13 protein-coding genes are annotated in these 20,483 nt (G+C 24.3%); 10 read left to right on the forward strand and 3 right to left on the reverse strand.

Features of this window, described 5'->3' with window-relative positions; genetic code table 4:
- Window positions 1–41: 41 nt before the first annotated feature.
- The 9 genes from D500_RS01545 to D500_RS01585 are packed head-to-tail and all read left to right on the forward strand — an operon-like array spanning window position 42 to window position 13,535.
- Entirely contained in the window at window positions 42–2,270 is a 2,229-nt protein-coding gene (locus tag D500_RS01545) for a putative immunoglobulin-blocking virulence protein (RefSeq protein ID WP_008363128.1), read from the forward strand.
- A gap of 21 nt (window positions 2,271–2,291) precedes the next feature.
- A complete protein-coding gene (gene mip, locus D500_RS01550; protein ID WP_008363130.1) occupies window positions 2,292–4,937 on the forward strand; it encodes an Ig-specific serine endopeptidase MIP in 2,646 nt (881 codons plus the stop codon).
- Window positions 4,938–4,996: 59 nt separating this feature from the next.
- Entirely contained in the window at window positions 4,997–6,415 is a 1,419-nt protein-coding gene (locus D500_RS01555) for an MSC_0624 family F1-like ATPase-associated membrane protein (RefSeq protein WP_008363132.1), read from the forward strand.
- 9 nt (window positions 6,416–6,424) lie between these two features.
- A complete protein-coding gene (locus D500_RS01560) occupies window positions 6,425–6,922 on the forward strand; it encodes a DUF2714 domain-containing protein (RefSeq protein ID WP_008363134.1) in 498 nt (165 codons plus the stop codon).
- Window position 6,923: 1 nt separating this feature from the next.
- Window positions 6,924–7,835 carry an MSC_0622 family F1-like ATPase gamma subunit gene (locus tag D500_RS01565; RefSeq protein WP_008363136.1) on the forward strand — a complete coding sequence of 304 codons (912 nt, stop codon included), beginning with the start codon at window positions 6,924–6,926 and terminating at the stop codon, window positions 7,833–7,835.
- Window positions 7,835–8,299 (forward strand): MSC_0621 family F1-like ATPase epsilon subunit, encoded by a 465-nt coding sequence (locus D500_RS01570; protein WP_008363139.1) that lies wholly within the window; start codon window positions 7,835–7,837, stop codon window positions 8,297–8,299. The genes D500_RS01565 and D500_RS01570 overlap by 1 nt, the downstream gene beginning before the upstream one ends.
- Window positions 8,286–10,604 carry an MSC_0620 family F1-like ATPase-associated subunit gene (locus D500_RS01575; RefSeq protein WP_008363141.1) on the forward strand — a complete coding sequence of 773 codons (2,319 nt, stop codon included), beginning with the start codon at window positions 8,286–8,288 and terminating at the stop codon, window positions 10,602–10,604. Before D500_RS01570 ends, D500_RS01575 begins: the two co-directional genes overlap by 14 nt.
- Window positions 10,605–10,608: 4 nt before the next feature.
- Window positions 10,609–12,156 (forward strand): MSC_0619 family F1-like ATPase alpha subunit, encoded by a 1,548-nt coding sequence (locus D500_RS01580; protein WP_008363143.1) that lies wholly within the window; start codon window positions 10,609–10,611, stop codon window positions 12,154–12,156.
- On the forward strand, window positions 12,156–13,535 hold the full coding sequence (locus tag D500_RS01585) for an MSC_0618 family F1-like ATPase beta subunit (protein ID WP_008363145.1): 1,380 nt from the start codon (window positions 12,156–12,158) through the stop codon (window positions 13,533–13,535). Before D500_RS01580 ends, D500_RS01585 begins: the two co-directional genes overlap by 1 nt.
- Window positions 13,536–13,590: 55 nt before the next feature.
- On the opposite strand, the gene D500_RS01590 is transcribed toward D500_RS01585, so the two are convergent.
- The 3 genes from D500_RS01590 to D500_RS01600 form a co-directional block, all read right to left on the reverse strand.
- On the reverse strand, window positions 13,591–16,095 hold the full coding sequence (locus tag D500_RS01590) for an MOLPALP family lipoprotein (RefSeq protein WP_008363147.1): 2,505 nt from the start codon (window positions 16,093–16,095) through the stop codon (window positions 13,591–13,593).
- A 272-nt stretch (window positions 16,096–16,367) separates the two neighbouring features.
- Window positions 16,368–18,851 carry an MOLPALP family lipoprotein gene (locus D500_RS01595; protein ID WP_239759478.1) on the reverse strand — a complete coding sequence of 828 codons (2,484 nt, stop codon included), beginning with the start codon at window positions 18,849–18,851 and terminating at the stop codon, window positions 16,368–16,370.
- 180 nt (window positions 18,852–19,031) lie between these two features.
- On the reverse strand, window positions 19,032–19,946 hold the full coding sequence (locus D500_RS01600) for an MOLPALP family lipoprotein (protein WP_008363151.1): 915 nt from the start codon (window positions 19,944–19,946) through the stop codon (window positions 19,032–19,034).
- Between the two features lie 111 nt (window positions 19,947–20,057).
- Here D500_RS01600 and D500_RS01605 point away from each other — a divergent pair, with 111 nt between their 5' ends.
- Window positions 20,058–20,387 carry a class II fructose-bisphosphate aldolase gene (locus tag D500_RS01605; RefSeq protein ID WP_239759491.1) on the forward strand — a complete coding sequence of 110 codons (330 nt, stop codon included), beginning with the start codon at window positions 20,058–20,060 and terminating at the stop codon, window positions 20,385–20,387.
- The last annotated feature ends 96 nt before the right edge of the window (window positions 20,388–20,483 follow it).

The following is a 20,483-nucleotide window of genomic DNA, read 5'->3' on the forward strand; positions in this document are numbered from 1 at the left end:
TAATATAAAATAAATGAACACAATATTTTTTGGAGGAATTAATGAATTTATTAAAAAAGAAGAAAAATAAAATATTAGCATTTGCAATTTTAGCTGGCTTAATGACTTCAGCTAGTTTAGGATCAACTGTTTTTTATTCAATAGCTGATAATTCTTTAGCAAAAGAAGTTGATTCTAATGGAATAGTTGATGCTACCTTGATCCCAATTAATGATGCAATTTCTCCAAATTCTATTAAATCAAATAGAGATAATAATATTAGAAAGGTTGAAGGTGAAAATCTTCAACCAACTGTTAAAGAAGAAAAAAAGGTTATTATAATACCTGAAAAACAACAAGATAAACCGCAACCAGCAATTCCTGAAACTAACCGCGCAACTAGTTCACCTGAAGAAAAACCTAAAATTGAAACTAAGGTTAGAAATAAACAAACAATAACTATTGCTGGAACTCAAGTTGAAGGTGAGGTTGAGGGATATCCTGGTTTTACAGTGCATAAATATGATCAGGAAAGAGGACTATCTAATCCCAAACCATACACTAATCAAATAGTTGGTAAAATTATAAGTATAGAAGTTACTGACCAATTAAGAAAAAATGTTGTGGATCGTGCTTTAGGTGGTGCTGAAGGTAAAGGTGTTGGGCTATTTGACAACACATTTTTTAACGTGGCGTCAAATCTTAGTTCAAATGAAGATATAGCGACTGTAACAGAAACTATTAAAAGACAACATGATTATCAAAATTTTATAGACCGTTATATAAAATTACTAGATTCAGGTAAAGTTGTAGAATTTTTAAAAGATTCTGCCAAACCTGAGTATCCTAAGAAAAAGCAAGAATTGGATAGAGACCAATTAAGAATTTGACTAATTCTTAATTTAGACAAATCTAAATTTAATAAAATGGCTTCTAGATCTGAAGCTTATTTAAAAGAAGGTTTAACAATTGATCCTAGAAATGCATTTATTAATGAAAATGGTGAAATTGATTCTAATGCTTGATCACCACCTGATTCTCATAATACAGTAACTAGCCGTTTGCAAAGAGATAATTCAGAAAGAAGAGTTTTTGGATATAACAGTTATTATAATAGATCATCAGATAGTATAGAGAATGGTGATTACCCAGGATGAATAAAAACAGAAATTGATGTTGAAAATGACTCAACATTCAAAACTTATAATATTAAAAAAGATGAAGGAATTAAGATAACTAAGCTTGAACGAAAAGATAAGGTTGAAGAGAAAAATGGTTTGATTAACGAAGGAGTTGTTGTTGAAGTAGATGCTTCTAATGATAAAGGTTATCAAAAATTAGAAAGTTTAATTAAGGAATTTAAAAGTAGAGGTCAAAAAATTACTTCATACAGAATTAAAAATATGGGAGCTAAAGATACTAGTCAAAAATTTGGTGATATTTTAGCTGCCCTTCCTGATGAAATACCACAATTAGAACTATTTTTCTCAGATAGAGATCCAAGTACAGCAAGCTTGATAAATTTAGAAAATAAAAGTATTAAAGAACTTTCTTTATATACTAATGGGAACTCATTGAAAAAAGCCTGATCATTTAATCCATTATCATTTAAAAAGACAGAGTGAATTAACACTATTGACTATAATGTAAGTGCTCAATATGGTAGAAATGCAAACATTTACACAAGAGTAACATTTAATACATTAGCATTTGATGCTAAAGATTATAATGGGAATAATGATTTTCAAAGAATTAATGATGGATTAAGAATTGCATATTATGCAAGAAATAATGAACCAATTTTTCAAGGTGGTTTAGGTCCTGGAAATAATCCTGATACTAAATTGGGAGATAATAGTTATCCAACCGGATTAGATTTTTCAAGAGTTACTCAAATCAAATCGCTAAGAGGTTTAGAATTTGGAGATATTCAAAATCCTGGCAATGGTTCTAGAAAGATTACAGAATTAACCCTATATAATAATGATTCTGTTTTTGAAATTTCATCAGATGAATTAAGTAAAGCTAATATGCAGCATTTATCAACTGGTAATAGTCCAGAAAAACCAAAACTTCATTTTAGTAATGGTAATACCACTACAAAAATGAGAATTAAAGGTGCTAGTTTAGATGATTCTGCTATTGAAAACCTTAAAAAATACTTTGAATATAATGAAGCACTAAAAGCTAATAAAATTATCCAAGTAGATTCAGGAAATTCCGCTCTAGAAAGTCAATTAAGAAACCTAGGATTTACTGTTGAGAGTTCTACAAATTCTATCATTACTTAGAAAAGAGAGATTTCATAATATATGTTTAAGAAAATATTAACTTCATTTAGTGTTGTTGCTATAACTTCTTCTAGTTTTTTAGTAGTTGCTTGTGGAACTAAATTAAGTAGAGATGATAAAAAACCTTTAAATGATATTGAGTTTAATAAAATAATAAACAATATAAATGATTCAAATAAGTTAGAAGAATACGCTGATTTGTCATTTAAACTTAATTCTAGAGTAATTCCTAAAAATCAAGTTCTGCCATCTCAATGAGAAAATAATCCTAAAATGCTTTCTGTAATTTTTAAAGGAAATAATAAAAATAAAATTAATGTAATAGTTAATAGTGTAAGTACAAAAAATGGGCAAAATTTTAATATGTCTAATAGAGAGGGAACAGCAGAAGTTTCTCTGACTTTTATTAACTCTCACACTGGAGCAAAGGAAACTAAAATAATTAAATTTAGTGGTTTACTATCTAATCAAGGATTTGATGAAAACGGAAGAATTGTTGGTAATCAATATGCATATTTTAATGAAATTGGTGGTTTTGAAAAATATATAAAACTAGATTTAATTAATAGATTTGATTTTGATAATAAAAAATATATTGATATATTACAAAATTCCTTACAAGCTAATCCTAGTGATAAAGTTGGAAATATTAAAAAAATTCGTGATATTACAATAACAAATGATCAAATTAATGATTTTAATAAAAAGGCAAAAGAAGTTAAGTTTGACGAATATTACAATGCTGCTCTAAAAGGATTTACTTTACCTGTTTATGGAAATAATGGTGATGTTACTGGTCTAAAGGTTAATGATGGCCCTGAAACTGGTAAAGGTCCTTCTGTTGTTGATTCATTAGGAAGAGATCAAGCAAGAACTAATGGCTTGGCTAGAACTATTCCAAATGAAACATACAAAAACATTGCAGCTCAAACTTTTCAAGTAAGTTTTAGATCACCTAATTTATACGAAGAAGAAATTGAAGAAGCAAGAGAGTTTATTCAAAAAATAAATGAATGAACTGATGAACAATTTAAGTCATATATGTCTATTCAATTAAATAATTTAGGTATTGATTTTAGATATAAAAATGAACAAATTGAGCTAGAAATTAAGAATACAGATAAAGATAAATACCCTGGGCATATAGAACAATTAACTAAAAATCAGCAAAAATTAAAAGAAGAGTATGAAAAGGAAAAACAAAGATTAGAGAAATTTGAAAAAAAAGATTTAGAAAATTGACAAAAAAAAGAAATTGAAGAATACGAGAAAAAAGCTGAGGATACTCATAATAATTCAATTAGACCTGTAAGTGGTACAATGTGAATTTTAGATCATGTAATTTCTGAAAATGGTGCCAATAAAAATGGCAAAGATTCAACTAAATTTTATTTTGGAACTAATTCGCATGTTGCCAAAGCCATTAAAAAGAACCTTTCTTCTATGTCATTAACTAGAATCGATAAAAGTGTTGCTGTAGGTCAAACATTAAAATTAAACGCCTTAGATCCTAATTTTAAGACTTTTAATTTTTCTAATAATTTAAAAGATGCTGTTAATGTAATTTTTCATGCTACTGATTTTATTAAAAAAGAGCAAAGGCCTACTGAATTCTTAGAATCTAGTCAAAAAGAAAAATTCAAAAAAGCTGGTATATATGCTGATTTTGCAGTAATCGAAATTGATTTTGAAAAGTTATTAGAAAATTTCAAAACCGATAATAGTAATAATTCTTTTTGAGTTCAAAGACAAGAAAAAATAATTACTAATGAATACAAAGGTAAAGAAATAAAAGATATAGTATCTGATATCACTAATGATTATGCTAGTCTTCCTGATGATAAAAAAGTTAAGTTTAAATCTTCATCTTATTTAGAAGAAAATAAATATAGTGAAATTGACCGTATATTGAGATTTGATCCAACAAAAACTGATGAATTGGAAAAATTTAAGAAATTAGAAAGCTTATTTGTTTTAGGTTATCCATCCGCTAAAGATGATTACTATTTTAAACAATATGAAGATGATGACCAACAAGCTGTTAAAAAATATAATTTTTCATTGTGAACAAATAGTGATCAAAGATATTATAATGAATTATCACAAAAAGAAGGGTATGCTAAGAAATTCCCCGACTATCTACTAGAAAAAGGAGAATCATTATCATATCAAATTGGGTACAGATCGTTTATTGATAAGCCTGGACTAACTGATGCATTTATAGCTTCAAGTAGGGTTGGAAATAAATTATATAGATTAAATGGAAAGGAATATTTCCAATATGGTTTACAGATAATGCCTAGATTTTATGCACCAAGTGGTGGTGCTAGTGGGTCTAGTGTTAGAAATAATAAAAATGAATTAATTGGAGTGTTTCATTCCGCTAATAATTCAGCAAAAACTGGATTAGCAGTAGCATTTAGATCACCAGGATACGATTACAAAGGTTTATTTGGTAAGTATAATTTGGTTCAATATGATTTAATTTATGGTGGTGCTGAACATCAAGTTAACTCATATAGATATTCATTATACAAAAAATACAAAAATAAGAATGTAAAAACTGCTTTATTTAAAAATGGGTTGAGTAGAGAACAAGGTATTCCAGAACAATTTAAATTTAAAAAAACTAATTTTCATGAAAACCATGATGATTATAATGAATAAAACTAATAAAAAATAAAGATTAATTCATTCTTTATTTTCTATTTTTAAGGAGAAAATTAATGCACAAAACTTTATTTGAACAACAGAAAGTTTATGATAATGCTAAATATTTACTACAAAAAAATAAAGTAATTTCTAGAATATCAGTTTATAAGATTTTTACATTATCATATCTATTTGTTTCTTTAGTTTTGCTATTGATGTTAAGAGATTATGGGATCTTTAATAAAAAAATTATTAGTCCTATATATTTCTTAAATTTTAGTGAACCTATATATGAAGAATTTAATTGAGTTTTATTATTTAGAATTTCAATTTTAGGTTTTTTATACTTTTATCCATTAAAAAAAGCTTATTTAAATATAGAAACGAATAAACCACATTTAAAAATTTATAATATTTGGTTTTCATTATATTTAGGAATTTCTTTTTCAGCATTTGTTTTATTTTTTACTTTTACAAGCAAAGATTCAAAACAAATAATCAATCTAATCTATGGTTTAGTAGTTTTATTAGTTGTTGATATTTCATTTACATTATTTAACTACTATACTAAAAGAAAAATTAACCCTTTAATTTATTCAAATAAACTACCTTTATATGTTGATATAACTTCAAGAACTTTATTATGTTTAGCTACTTTAATTATCTTTTTATTATGATCTAAAAATAATGAAGTTGGATTAATGATTGTTAATAATAGTTTTTATAAAAACATCCTACTAACTTTTACAGTTAAAACTTTTACTAACTTTTTAATTATTTTTACAGGTTCACTAGTTTTAGGACTATTATTTATAGGTTTAAAGATTTATTGAATTTGAACACTAATTTATAAACAATTTAGTATTGATTTGATTAAAAATAGAATGTCATACTATGTTGTAATGTTATTTAGTGTATTTATTTGATTTATTAGTTTATTTTGATTAAAAATAAACCCGACTCATAAATTATTTAACACCAATTCTCATACTCAATATTTATTCATATTATTTGGAGTATTGAACTTTATTATTTTTATCTTATTTACTTATTTTGTTTATTTTAAAAACAAAATTAAAAGTCCGTTAATTAGATATAGTGCTTTAATTGTTTATCAATGAATATTATGAACTGTATTTATGATTTCAACTTTTATATATGATAAAGCTGAAGTTTCATTTATTAACTTATTAATAACTGTAATTTGTTCATTAACTACTTTATATTGACATTTTAAAAGACATCCATATGTTTCTTATCAGGCTTATGTTTTAATTACAATTAATTTATTATTAGTGTTTATTGTAATGTTATTATTTGGATTAAACTATGTTTTATTATCAATTAATAATAAGTCATTTAACTTTTTAATATCAGGATTAACTTTAACACAAACAGTAAGTATGCTAGTTGTAGTTATTAAAACTATTAGTTTAGTTTATATTCTAATTAATATGAGTATAGTTTTAAGTAAAATCACTAAAACTAATTAAAGGAGAACAATGAAAAAAAAAGAAATTAAAAAACCAGAATTAGGTTCTTTTGAAGTTTTTGATTTATATAAAGAGATTGTTAATAACAATTCTTATATTGATTATCAAAAATTACTAGCTAGTGTTTTATTAGAATGTAAACTTGGATTTAGTTCAAAAGAATACTTAGAGTTTGAAAAAATGTATAAAGAAGGTTTTGAAAAGAAGTTTGATCTTGTTTTAGATGATTTTGTAATTACTTTTAATGTTAATTTAAAATACAGTAATGATATTTTAGTTCCAATGTTAGCTGAAAAAGAAAATAGTAATACTGAAGCTATTAATTTAAAAACTAGTAAAAATGAAAAGTTAAATCAACTTTTAAAAGTATTTAATAAGTATGTTCAACAATTATTACAAGAACAAAATTATGTTGAAATTTTTCCAAAGATTATCTTATTTATTTCTAAAAGCACTAATCTATTAAAAGTAGTTTTTGATAAAGAATATGTAGTTTATAGAGGTTAGTATGGATTTAAAAAAAGTTGAAAATAAACTAGAAAGTTTAGTCAAAATCGAAAACAAAGTTCGTAATGACAAAAACATTTTATTAATTGACATTATTAAACAAAATAGTTTATTAAATTTTTATGTAAATAATGCCTTAACTAGCCAGGAAATGATTTTGTTATTAAAACAACACTATAACATTAAAACTTCATTAATTACTTTAGAAAATAAAAGTTTTAGTTTTATAAATAAATTAAATAACTTTTTGTTTCAAAAAAGAGATTTATGAATTTATGTAACTGAAGAACAAGAATTTGCAACAGATTCATATTCAAGATATGAACAGCATATTTTAAAAACAGCTAAATTAAAACAAGCAGATTTTATAAGTATTGGTTCAAGAGCTAGTAAGTTTTGTAAAGAAAATAAGTTAAATCTTATTTATGAAATTGATTCAGAAAATAGAGATTTAGAAGTTTGTTGAAAATTAACTCAAATTATTAAGTTCTTATTTAGTGAACAAAATTATGCTAGTTTACACTGTGTAATTAATTCAAATAAAAATAATCAGGGTAGTTTTACTATTTTACCTTTGTCTAAATTTGATTTAGATTCACTAGTTGAAACTAAACAAGAAATTAATTTACCAGATATTAAAAATATAAAAATTTATCCAAGCATAGATCAGTATCTTTTAACTCAAATTGATAATTTTTTAATTACTTCTATTAATTCATTATTAGTTGAATCTTCTTTTTATAAAGCAAAAAATCAATTAATTAAAACTAATAAAACAATTAATGAAGTAGAAGAAGAAATTAAAAAGATTAAGAAAAAAATCATTAGAATCAAAAGAGAAAAAGAGATAGAAGAAATAGTTTTACTAACAAGTAATAATAAAAAGTTTTTATTAAAAGGTGGTGTTAATTAATGATACATAGATATTTTAACGTCACAATTAATTTTATTGAAAATAAAAATGTTACTAAATTCGAATCTTGTCAAGTGTATTTTAATGTTGACCAAGAAGGTGAATGACAGTTATTAAATGAAAATGCTGTTTTGGGATATGAAATCTTGTTATTAAAACTAGTTGTTCTAGACCAAAGAACTAAATATCTGTTTGTTAAAAATACGAACATTATTGTTAATAATAATCAAATTATAATTAATACTTTATCTAGACCAAAATTCTTTTATAAAACTAATCTAAAAAAACTTTATTATAAAGAATTAGCAGAAGTAAATAAGCAAGTAAAACAATTAGAAACTATTCAAAAAATTGGACTAGATATTAGTAGTTTTTTAAATTTAAGTGAATTAAAAAACCAGCAATATATTTTAAAAATGAAGAACTTTTTTAGTTTAAAAGAGGAGCAATATGAAAATAAATAAAAATCACTCAAGACTTTTAAAATTAATTAGTATTGTTACTATAACAAGTTCTTCAATTATATTACCTAGTTTTTTAGTTACTAAAAACCAAGAAAGTTTTATTAGTTATAAACAAGATGGTGGTTCTGGTTCTGGAGCAGGTAATGGTGGAACTGGTTCAGGTTCAGGTGGTTCAGGAACTACAGGTACTGGTGGTTCAGGAACTAATGGTACAAATAATGGCAATTATGAAACATTTAATACAAGAGGAAAAAGAGAAAAAGATCCTACTTTTAGTACTTTTAAAGAAAAATTAAAAGAGCAATTAAAAAAAGGAATTGAGGAAGTCAAAAACGAAATTAATTCTTTTTTAGATGAAGAATTGAAGAAAATAGGTGATTTGAAAAGTCCTGAAACAGATAAAAATAAATACTTTGAAAAAATTGAAAGAAAGACATATTTAACAGAGTTAAAAAAATATTTTGATAAGGAAAAAAACTGAACTGAAAAGCCTGATGAACTAGGGTTTAATATTACTTTTCCTTATGTCATAGCAAATTTAGAAAAATTGTATACAGCAACTGTAAAATTTGAGGGAAAAGACTACTCTGATGTTAAAGTTGGTTTATCAACTGATAAAACAAAAGACATTAATAACAAAGAGAAAAAACTTGACTACTCTGATGTTATTAATGGCAAGAATAAATTAGCTCCCGATTCTAAACCCCAAGATAATTTTATAAATAGTAAAGAGTTTGATGACGCAGTAAATAATTATCTTAAAACTTGAAAAGCAGATGTTAAGAAAATGATATATCAAAATCAAGATATTTTAGAGTTTGGAAAAGATATTTTTTTAACACCTAGTAATGGTACAAATTCAAGTTCAAGATCAGAGACAACCACCCAGGTAGATGGATATACTGTCTTTCTTAATGATAAAAAACATAAAAATTGAAATGAATATATTAAAGAAAAAATTTCTAAAAGATTTACGCACTTTGATTTAGAACAAAACCAAAAATTTAAAATTGTCGACGAAGCTAAACCAACTCCAACTCCAACAAAACCAACATTACCTGATCCAACTAATAAACCGCTTGTCCCAACTAATCCCCCAAGTAGTCAAATAACCCAAGCAGTTGAGTCTTTACCAAATTTAGAACCTTATATTAATTATCAGTTTGCAAGTTATGATCTTTCTAATTTAAAAAGCAATTTAAGTAGTGCCCAACCTGAAGAAAAAGAAAAATATTTCTTCTTTTTAAATCCGATTAACACTAGATTTAAATATACAGTTGATCAAGTGTTGGATAACAATAGTGTTGTAGTAAGAATTACTGATCAAGCTAAAAACGGTAATTCAAGAACTTATATTTATGAAAATGTACAAATTGGTAAAGATTGAAGATTTTTAATGTTATTAGAAAAAGAATCTAAATATATCGAAAAAGAATTTAATAAGTTATATAAAGCGCTTTTATTAGATGAAAAAATTAACTATAACAGTTTAGCTCATGATTCATTACAAGAATCATTATTTAGTTTAGTAAATGCCGCTACTCAAATAGTAAGTAGTACTAATTTCAAATCTTTATGATTTGACAATATTATTAATAACTATCAAAAAATAGATGAATCTGATCAACTTGGTGATTACACTAATTGGGCAAATAAAAAAGCTAGTCCTTTATTTGAAACATTACTAAGAGCAATTAGTGCTTCAAAATTAAATAACAATCCAGGTTGATATGTACTAGTTAAAGCATTTAACAATGTTAAATATGACTTAGACCAATTAACAAATGATGAATCAACTTATAATTCACATTTAAGAAGAGCTCAAGAATTAGATTTAGATTTAAAATATTATGATCAACTTTATGAAGCCTTAGAACATTCTATTTTAAAACTAACAACAACAGCTAACCAATTAACTAAAAATCTAGGTATATCATCATGATTTAATAAATATACTGATGATTTAAAAGATACTAGAGAATATGTTGAGATTTTAAGAAATCTTTTAACTGGAAAACAAATTTCAAAAGGTAGTGAAGACTACAAAGAATTCATGGCTAATTATCAAAAAGCTATTGATAAATTAAGTCAAAGAAACCAAACTACTAATAAAACAGCAATTATTATTGGTTCTATATTATTGTCATTAGGGTTATTATTTATAATCACTAATTTATTGATTCTATTAATAAAAACTAAAAAGAAAAATAAAAATTCTAAATTAATCTTTATTGTTACTAGTTGTATTTCAGCTATTAGTTCAGTTATGGGAATAATTTTATTGATTTTAGGAATGAAAGGATAAAATAATGAATAAAAAGAATATGCAAAATCATACTCTTCCAAAAATTAGTGCAATATTTGATTATATTGTAGAAATTAAAGGTGAATTTGATTACCGCCAACAACAAGTGTTTACATCACTAAAAAATCAAGATGCTAGATTATTTTTAATTAGTGCTACAAATGATACTGCTTATTTATTAGCTAATTTAGAAGCTAATAAACTAGCTATTGGAGATGAATTAGTTTTATTTGAAGGTTCAAGTGAAATTTTTACTTCACAAAAACATTTTGGAAAAGTAATTGATGTATATGGAAATGCAATTTTACCAACTAATGAAATAATAAGTAAGAATGAAAAAGATCCATCTGATGAAATCTTTAAACTAAGTCACGATTTAATGAAAGTTCAAAGATTAAATCAACCATTATATACTGGACTAACTGCAATTGATTTATTAATACCAATTGGTAAAGGTCAACGTGAATTAATTATTGGTGATCGTCAAACTGGAAAAACTCACATTGCATTAAATACTATTATTAATCAAGCTAGAAATGGTGTTAAATGTGTTTATGTAGCAATTGGTCAAAAAAGAGAAAGTGTTTCTAAAATTTATAGAACTTTATTAGAATACAAAGCTATACATAACACTATTATTATTGATGCTCCAGCAATTAGTGCTTATGAGCAATATTTAGCACCATATATAGGAATGGCTCATGCTGAAAATATTTCATTAACTGATGATGTATTAATCATTTTTGATGATTTAACAAAGCATGCAAACATTTTTAGAGAAATTGCTTTATTAAGTAACCGTCCTGTTGGAAAAGAAGCAATGCCTGGTGATATGTTCTTTGCTCATTCTCAATTACTAGAAAGAGCAGGGTCTTTTAAAGATAGAAAAACTATTACAGCATTACCTATTATCCAAACAACAGATAATGATATAACTAGTTTAATTGCTTCAAATGTTATTTCAATTACTGATGGACAAATTGTTACAAGTAGCAAATTATTTTCACAAGGTATTTTACCAGCTATTGATATTGATTTTTCAGTGTCAAGAACTGGTGGAAGCGTACAAGACAAAACTACTAGGGCTGTTGCTGGTCAAATTAATAAAATCTATAGAAAATATAAAAGACATTTAAAACTATCAATGCTAGATTATAAATTAAATGACGAAGTTAGTGATTTAATGTATAAAGGACAAATGATAGATAAATTATTTACTTCAAAAGGATTTAGTCTATTTTCATATAACTTTGTTTTAATAATGACAAAGATCATTAATTGATCACTAATTAGAAATATTAAAGATGAGAAAAAAGCATTGTTATTTTTAGACGAATTAATTAATAACTATAGTGACGGTAAAAAACAATTTGAAATCATTAAAAATGGTGATGATTATGATGACAAAATGATGAAAAATTATTTTGCATTTGCTTTAAAACAATATTCTGATTATGTTGGATTAAATTGAGAAATTGATAATGAATATGATTTCTTATCATTAGATCAATCATTTTTAGAAAAAACTGCTAAAAAGTTAGGAGATAAATAATGAACGGAAAGATTATAAGTATATCTGGAGATGTAATTGAAGTTCAATTTGAACCATCAAATTTACCATCAATTAATCAATTACTAACAACTCATGATAATCAAACATATTTATTAGTAAAAAGTGTTATTAATGATACTAATATTAAAGCAATCATTATTTATGCTTCTAAACAAATTTCATTAAGCGATCCTGTTATTAATACTAAAAAAAGTTTTATGGTTCCAGTAGGAAGTAAAGCTAAAAACAATATTTTTAGCTTTACTGGAGTTTCATTAAATAATAAACATGATGAAAAACAAGAATATGTTGAAATGAACTCAACTATTAATAATAAAAGAGAATTAACTACTGAATTTGAATTAATTGAAACAGGTATTAAAGCAATTGACTTTTTTATTCCAATTTTTAAAGGATTTAAATTGGGAATATTTGGTGGAGCTGGTGTTGGTAAAACTGTTTTAATGAAAGAAATCATTTTTAATGTTAATAATAAATATAAAAACACTTCAAATATTTTTATTGGATCAGGTGAACGTTCAAGAGAAGGTATTGAACTTTATGATGAATTAACTGAATCTAATTTAATGAAAAACTCAACTATGTTTGTTTCAAAAATGAACGAATCACCAGGAGCACGTATGTCAATTGTTCCAATTGGAGTAACTGCTGCTGAGTATTTAAGAGATGTTAAAAAAGAAGATGTTTTATTATTTATTGATAATATTTATCGTTTTATTCAAGCAGAAAACGAAGTAAGTGCAACACTTGGTAAAAAACCTTCAGTTGGAGGATATCAATCAACTTTAGAAAGTGATGTTGCAAATATTCAAGATCGTTTATTTAAAAATAAAAACGGAGCTATTACTTCATTTCAAACTGTGTTTTTACCAATGGATGATTTAAGTGATCCTTCAGCTGTTGCTGTGTTTAACCACTTAGATTCAAATCTAGTTTTATCAAGAGATCAAGCTGCTAAAAACATTCTTCCAGCTTTTGATCCACTAGCAAGTTCTTCTAGTTCAGTTGATGAAACTTTAATTGGTAAAAAACATTTTAACGCTATTATTGAAGTTAAAAGAATTTTAAAAGCTTATAAAGATCTAGAAGATGTTATTTTAATTTTAGGATTTGATGAATTAGATGCTGAAAGTAAAATTCTAGTTAAAAAGGCTTTACAATTAGAAAACTTCTTTACTCAATATTTCTTTATGACAGAACAATTTACAAAACAAAAAGGTCAATATGTACCTTTAAATGATACTATTGAAAGTGTTATTAGAATTATTGAAGGAAAATATATTAAACAATCTCCTGAAATCTTTTCATACATTGGATCAGCTTTAGATTTAAAAACTGATGAAGAGTTAGGATTATAATTTATAAATAATAAAAGCAAGACTTAGGTCTTGCTTTTTTACTAACTAATTTAGATTAATTTTTTGTAATTTTTGTAAATTTAAATTTATCTTGTTTATCTCTTAAATAACTAAATGAATAAGTAGATTCACTTTTATCATTTTTATTTTTAACCTTAGCAACTAAAGTTTCACTTAATAATTGATCTGATTTATTTTTCTTAGTATCTTTAAATTCAAATTTAATTTCAACACTAGATTCATCAATTATAAGTTTATCTAATGAATTATTTAAAGTAGTAATAATCTTAGATATTTGGTTAACAGCATTTTCTGATTTATCGTCTTTTTTACTTGTATCAACATTAAATACTTTATTTAATACAGTATCTAGTAATGAATCTTTTCCAATTGGATTATTTTTATCTGAAGTTCAACCTATGATTTCTAGAGTTTTATCTTGATTTTCTTTTAGAATTTCTAGTAGATGAGTTTTACCTTTGTAATCAAATCCATTAGGTTTGTATTCATATTTATCCATTACTTTAGCTAGATCAGTTAAACCAGTTAGATTAATATTTGAGCTAGTTAATTCAGCTAATTTTTCATTTCCTTTAACATCAAGTCCAGTTAATATTGTATCTAAAATATCAGCAACAGATTTACTTTGTAAAGGTTTTAAAGCTTTTCTATCTTTTCATGAAGCTTCATCAATTTTATTTAATGGAGTTGTTAGTAAACCTTTTAAGTTAAATTCTTTAACGTTTTTAAAGATTTTATCATAACCGTTTTCTAATGTAGTTAAGAAACCTCTGATTGTAGAAAATGGGATACTTCTTGAGTCTTGACCTACGTTTTTTAGTATTCCATCTATTGTTTCTCTAAATTTTTTGAACATTGCATTAACTTTGTTTACTAAAAATACTTCACCACTATAAAGATCTTTAAATGAATTTGTATTTTTATCATCCTTTTTTAAAATTGGAAAGGCAACACTTAATACTTCATCAATTAAAACAGCAAGTAGGAAAGGCAGTAATTGTATTTTATCTTTATATGAATCAGGAATTAATTTTGTATTTTTTTGCAAACTAGTTAGAATAGCAGGAATAACTTTAACAAATAGGGTAGATAAAGAATCGTGTAGATTTTTTGTTCCTGTTAACAAGTTATTTAATGTATAACCCATCCATTTATATAAATGAGGTAGTGAATCACTAATAACTTTTTTAAGTTCATCTTCTTTTGTGCTTCCACCAATTAATGGTAAGATTAGTTTAACTTTTTTGTTTAAAAAATCATTTACTAGAACGGTTAGAACAGTTACAACAGGATGAGCACTGTTTTTTTCATAGTAATCTTTTGCATTATCAGGAGTACTGGTTTCTGGGTATTCTACTTTATTTTGTGACAAGAATAAAATATTTAATAGTTTTTGTAATTCAAATCCATCTTTTTTAGTTTCATCTTTTAATTCATCAAGTGCCTTTTTAAAGAATGAAAAAATGTACTTTAAATTAATAGATGATTTTTTATCAGCAACTATTTTTTCTATATTTTTATCCTTATAAAGTTCTATTAAAAATTGTTGATTTGTTTTAGTAGCATCAAAAATATTATTAGGAGCTTTAGGAGTATAGTCTCTAGCATTTTCAAATAGACTTAATTTTATTTGCAAGAATTGAATGGCTTCTAAAATATAACCAACAATTTCTAATTCTTTACCAGTAGCAGGTTGACCAGGACCATTTAATGCTTTGCTTAATGCTTCTGCTGCTTCTTTTAATGATTTAGAGGCATTTTCAGTTTTTATTTTTACTGGAGTATATCTAGCTCCAACTTCACTTAAACCTACAGCATTAACTATTGATGTATAAAATGCATTATCTAGATCTTCGGCTTTTAGTTCCTTGTAATTTTTATTTACATCAATTTTATTTTGAAATTCTTCAACGTCCTTTGTAAAATCAACTTTTGGATTACTTAATTTTTCTAATCCCTCTTTTAAATAAGGTTTAACTTTTTCAAAAGATGATTTTAAAGTACTATTTACTGAATCAAATCCAGTCACTAAAAACGCTGGATTTAAACTAGTTGTTAGTTCTAATATTTTTAAAATATCATCACTATATTTATCTAAATCAGTTGTACCTAATCCAATTAGTTTAAAAATTTCACTAAATAAAGGAATAGAAGGTTTTTTAGTTTCTGAATCTAGTTTAATTTTTGAATCTAATCCAGATTTGTATGAATCTTTTTCAAAGTATTTATCAACAAGATCGTTTAATGTTTTTACATCACTGATACTACTATCAGTGTTATCTAATTTTAAATTATTGTCTTTTAGTAAATCAGTTAGTGATTTATTATTATATTCTTTTTTAATTTCTTCTAAGTTAACTTTTAGTTGGTCTGCTAAAATAAGCTCTTTAGCAAATAAACTAGCAGTTGTTTGGGCATTTGTTATAGAGTTATTATTTTCAAATTTAGTTTCTTTTTGTTTTGTATGGCAGGCAATTATTGGTAAACTAGCAGTTGTTATCATCATCATTGATGATAAAATTGCAATTAATTTCTTCATAATTTCTCCTATGTAAAACACTATTGTAAAATGTTTTACATTTAGATATTGCCAATAAAAGTAGGTTAAAAGTAGAAAATAACATAAATATAGAAAAACAACAATAGTTTTTAGCTAAAATAACCTAAGTTTTAGAAAATACTTAGTTTTTTAGAAAATAGTTGTTTTTTATGTTATAAAGCTCTTAATTACTATAAAAAATTATTAAAAATTATAAAAAAAACAAGATCTTAAATAAATTAAGATCTTGTCAACCACTTAACTTTGATTACTTAGTTTTTTGTAATTTTTGTAAATTTAAATTTAGACTGTTTATCTCTTGAATAACTAAATGAGTATTTAGATTCAGTATTATTAGTTTTATTTTTAACTTTAGCAACTAGAGTTTCACTTATTAATTGGTCTTTGTTATTTTTCTTTGTATCAGTAAATTCGAATTGAATATCTATATTTTCATAATCAAATGAATCATCTAATGAACTATTTGTTAGTGAAATAAGTTTTGCTAATTGATTAATGGCATTTTCTGATTTATCAGTGTTTTGATTTGTTTTAAAGTTAAATACTTTAGATAAAAATACATCAATTAATGAACCTTTTCCAATTGGATTTTTACTATCTGAAGTTCAACCTAAAATTTCTAAAGTTTTATCTGAGTTATCTTTTAAAATGTCAAGTAATTGAGTTTTATTTTTATAATCAATTCCATTAACTTTATAAGTGTAATTCTCAATTAATGATGCCACATCAGTTAAACCAGTTAGACTAATATTTGAACTAGATAAATCAGCTAATTTTTCATTTCCTTTAACACCAAGTCCATTTAATAAAGTATCTAAAATATCAGCAATAGATTTATTTTGTAATGATTTTGAAAAGTTCTTATCTTTTCAACTATCAGGATCTATTTTATTAATTGGAGTAGTTAATAAAGTTTTTAAATTAAAATGTTTTACATTTTTAAATATTTGATCATAAACACCTTTAAATATTTCTAAATAAGGTTTAGCTTGGTCAAATGGAATTTGATCAGCAGTAATTCCAATCTCAGATATTTTTTCTGTGATCTTATTCTTTAGTGCTTCAAAAAATTCATCTAATTTATTAACTAAAAATACATCTCCACCATATAAAATTTTGAATGAATTTTTATTTTCATCTTTACCATTAGTAATTATTGGAAATGCAATTTTTAGAGTTTCAGCAAGTCCAAGAGCAAATAACAATCCAGGAACTGCTGGAATTAATGCTTCTTTATCTTTAACTTTTTCTTTTAATGTAGTAATGTGTTTAAATAAGGAAGTTAAGATAGGTGACATTGTTTTAGTAAACAATATACCTAAAGTTTCATAGGCGTTATTAGTACCAGTTAGTAGATTAGCTAAAGCAAATGAAACTCATTTATATAGATAGGGAATTGATTCATCAGTAAATTTTTTAATATTATCTTTGTCTTTTGGGGCAAAAGTTGCAAGATTTTTTTCTACAAAATTTTTAGCTATTACTGTTAATAAAGTGACAAATGGATGAGCTTTTTTCTTTTCATAATATTCTTTAGAATCATCTGCATTTATTTTATCTGGATAATCTACTTTATTTGGTGATAAGAACAACATTGCTAAAAGTTTTTGTAATTCATATCCATCTAATTTCTTTTCATCTTTTAATTCGTTAACAGCGCTTTTAAAGAATGAAAGTATGTATTTTAAATTAATTGATGAAGGTTTTTTTTCTGTTATAGATTCGATAGTTTTACCTTTATAAAGTTCAGTTAAAAATTCTTGATTTGTTTTATTAGCATCAAATAAGTTATTAGCTGAAGTTGGAGTATGAGATTTTATGTTTTCAAATAAACTGAATTTTAATTGTATAAATTGAAGAGCTTGTAGAGTGTATAAAATGATATCTCATTCTTTACCTTGATTTGATTTAGCAGGTGAGCTAATTAATTTAGTTAACATTTCTGCTGTATTATCTAAGGTTTTATTAATATTATTAGTATCAATTTCAACAACTTTAAACTCTTTTTGATTTAATCCTGAACCTATAGCATTAATTAAACTTGTATAAAAAGCAATATCTAAATCTTCAACTTTTAGATCTTTGTATTTTACATTAACATCAAGTTTTTCTTGAAACTCTTTAACATTATTTACTACATCTTTTGAATTAGAAATTGAGTTAAATAGTGTTTTTAAACTTGGTTTAATATTTTTAAAAAATGATTGTAAAGTAGTGTTACTTTGATCAAAATTTGAAGAAATAAACATTGGATTTAAATTAACTAATAAAGTTAAAAGATTTGTAATATCATCAATAAATTTATCTGAATCAGTTATGCTTAATCCAAGTAATTTAAATAAAGGATTATCTAATTTCTTTTGTGCATCTAATTTGATTTTTGAATCTAATACATCTTTATTTTTGTATGAATCTTTTTCAAAATATTGATTAATAAGTTCATTTGATGAACTGATATTTTTAATATTTGAATCATTATTATCTAATTTTAAATTTGTTTCATCTAATAATAAAGCTAAGTCTTTTTGTTGATTTCTATTTTGAATTTCTTTTAAATTGATTCCTAGTTGATCAGCTAAAATAAGTTCTTTAGCAAATAAACTAGCAGAAGTTTGAGTGTTTGTTATTGAGTTGTTATTTTCAAATTTATGTTCTTTAGTATGGCAGGCAATTATTGGTAAACTAGCAGTTGTTATCATCATCATTGAAGATAAAATTGCAATTAATTTCTTCATAATTTCTCCTAAGTAAAACACTATTAAAAAGTGGTTTACATTAAAATATTGCCAATAAAAATAAGTCAAAAGTTAAAAACAACAAAAACATAAAAAAAGTCCAATAATTTTTAAAAAAACATAAAAAAACAAGATCTTAAAAACTTAAGATCTTGTATACTTGTTAATTTATTTTACTAATTATTTTTTTGAAATTTCAGTGAATTTAAATTTAGATTGTTTATCTCTAGAATAACTAAAAGTGTATTTAGTTTGTGTGTTTGTAATTTTATTTTTTACACTAGCAATCAAAGTTTGTGATAATAATTGATCTAATTTGTTTTTCTTAGTGTTAGTAAAATTAAATGTGATTAATATATCAGATTTTGTTATTTTACCAACAAACCATTCATTTAATAAATTAGTTATTTTTTCAATTTGATTTAAAACATTTTCTGAGTTGTTTGTTTTTAAATTAAATACTTTAGTTAAAAACTCATTAATTAATGATCTTTTATTGATTGGATTATTTTTATCTGAAGTTCATCCTAAAATTTCTAAAGTTTTATCTGGATTAGATTTTAAAATATCAATTAAGTTTTTGTTTTTGTAGTTGAGATCTTTAGTTTTATATGTGTAATTAACTATTATTTTAGCTACATCGTTTAAACTAGTTAGATTAATATTTGAACTTTGTAATTGATCTAATTTTTCATTATTTTGAACATTAAAAGTGTTTATTAAAGTATCTAAAATATCAGCAATAGATTTACTTTGCAAAGGTTTTAAAAAATTTATATTTTTTCATTTTGTTTGATTTATTTTATTAAGACAAGTAGTTAATAAAGTTTTTAAATTAAAATGTTTAATATTTTTAAATACAAAATTGTATTTTTCTTTAAATAAATCAAAATATTTTTTTATAATTTCATAAGAAATTTTTTGATCACCAAATAAAGGTTCTAATTTTGTTTTAAAAGTATCTTTTATAGTATCAAACATATCATCAAGTTTATTAACTAAAAAAATATCTCCACTATATAAAACTTTAAAAGCATCTATTTTTCTATCAGTTAATATAGGAAAAGCAATGTCTAATTTTGATGAAAATAACATAAATACAAATGGTGGTATTGATAAAATAAGTGCTTGGTTGATGTATGGTTTTAAGTTGATGATGCTATTAAGTTTAATGAACTAACAAAAGTTGATGCTTTAGCAATAGCAATTGGAACAAACCATGGAGTTTTTAAAAGCTCACCTAATTTGAATTTTGATCGTATAAAACAAATAAGAAATGCAATCAATACACCTTTAGTTTTACACGGTTCAAGTGGTCTATGTGAAAATGATTTAAAAAAAGCAATAAAAGCTGGTATTTGTAAAATAAACATTGGAACTGATTTAAAACTAGCTTATGCTAATAGTTTAAAACAATGATTTAAGGATAATCCAAATGATTATGATGCTAGAAAATTTAATCGTTTTGCAATTGATGAAATGAAAAAAGTAATTAAAGATAAGCTTGAAATTATAGGGTCAATTAATAAAGCTTAGTTATGAGAACCTAAACTAATATTTTGAATAATCTACTAATCATAGTTAAAAAGATGTAAAATGGTTAGAATTTGTTATATTAACATGTTCTAACTA

It is taken from the genome of Mycoplasma feriruminatoris (assembly GCF_000327395.2).
GTDB lineage: Bacteria > Bacillota_I > Bacilli_A > Mycoplasmatales > Mycoplasmataceae > Mycoplasma > Mycoplasma feriruminatoris.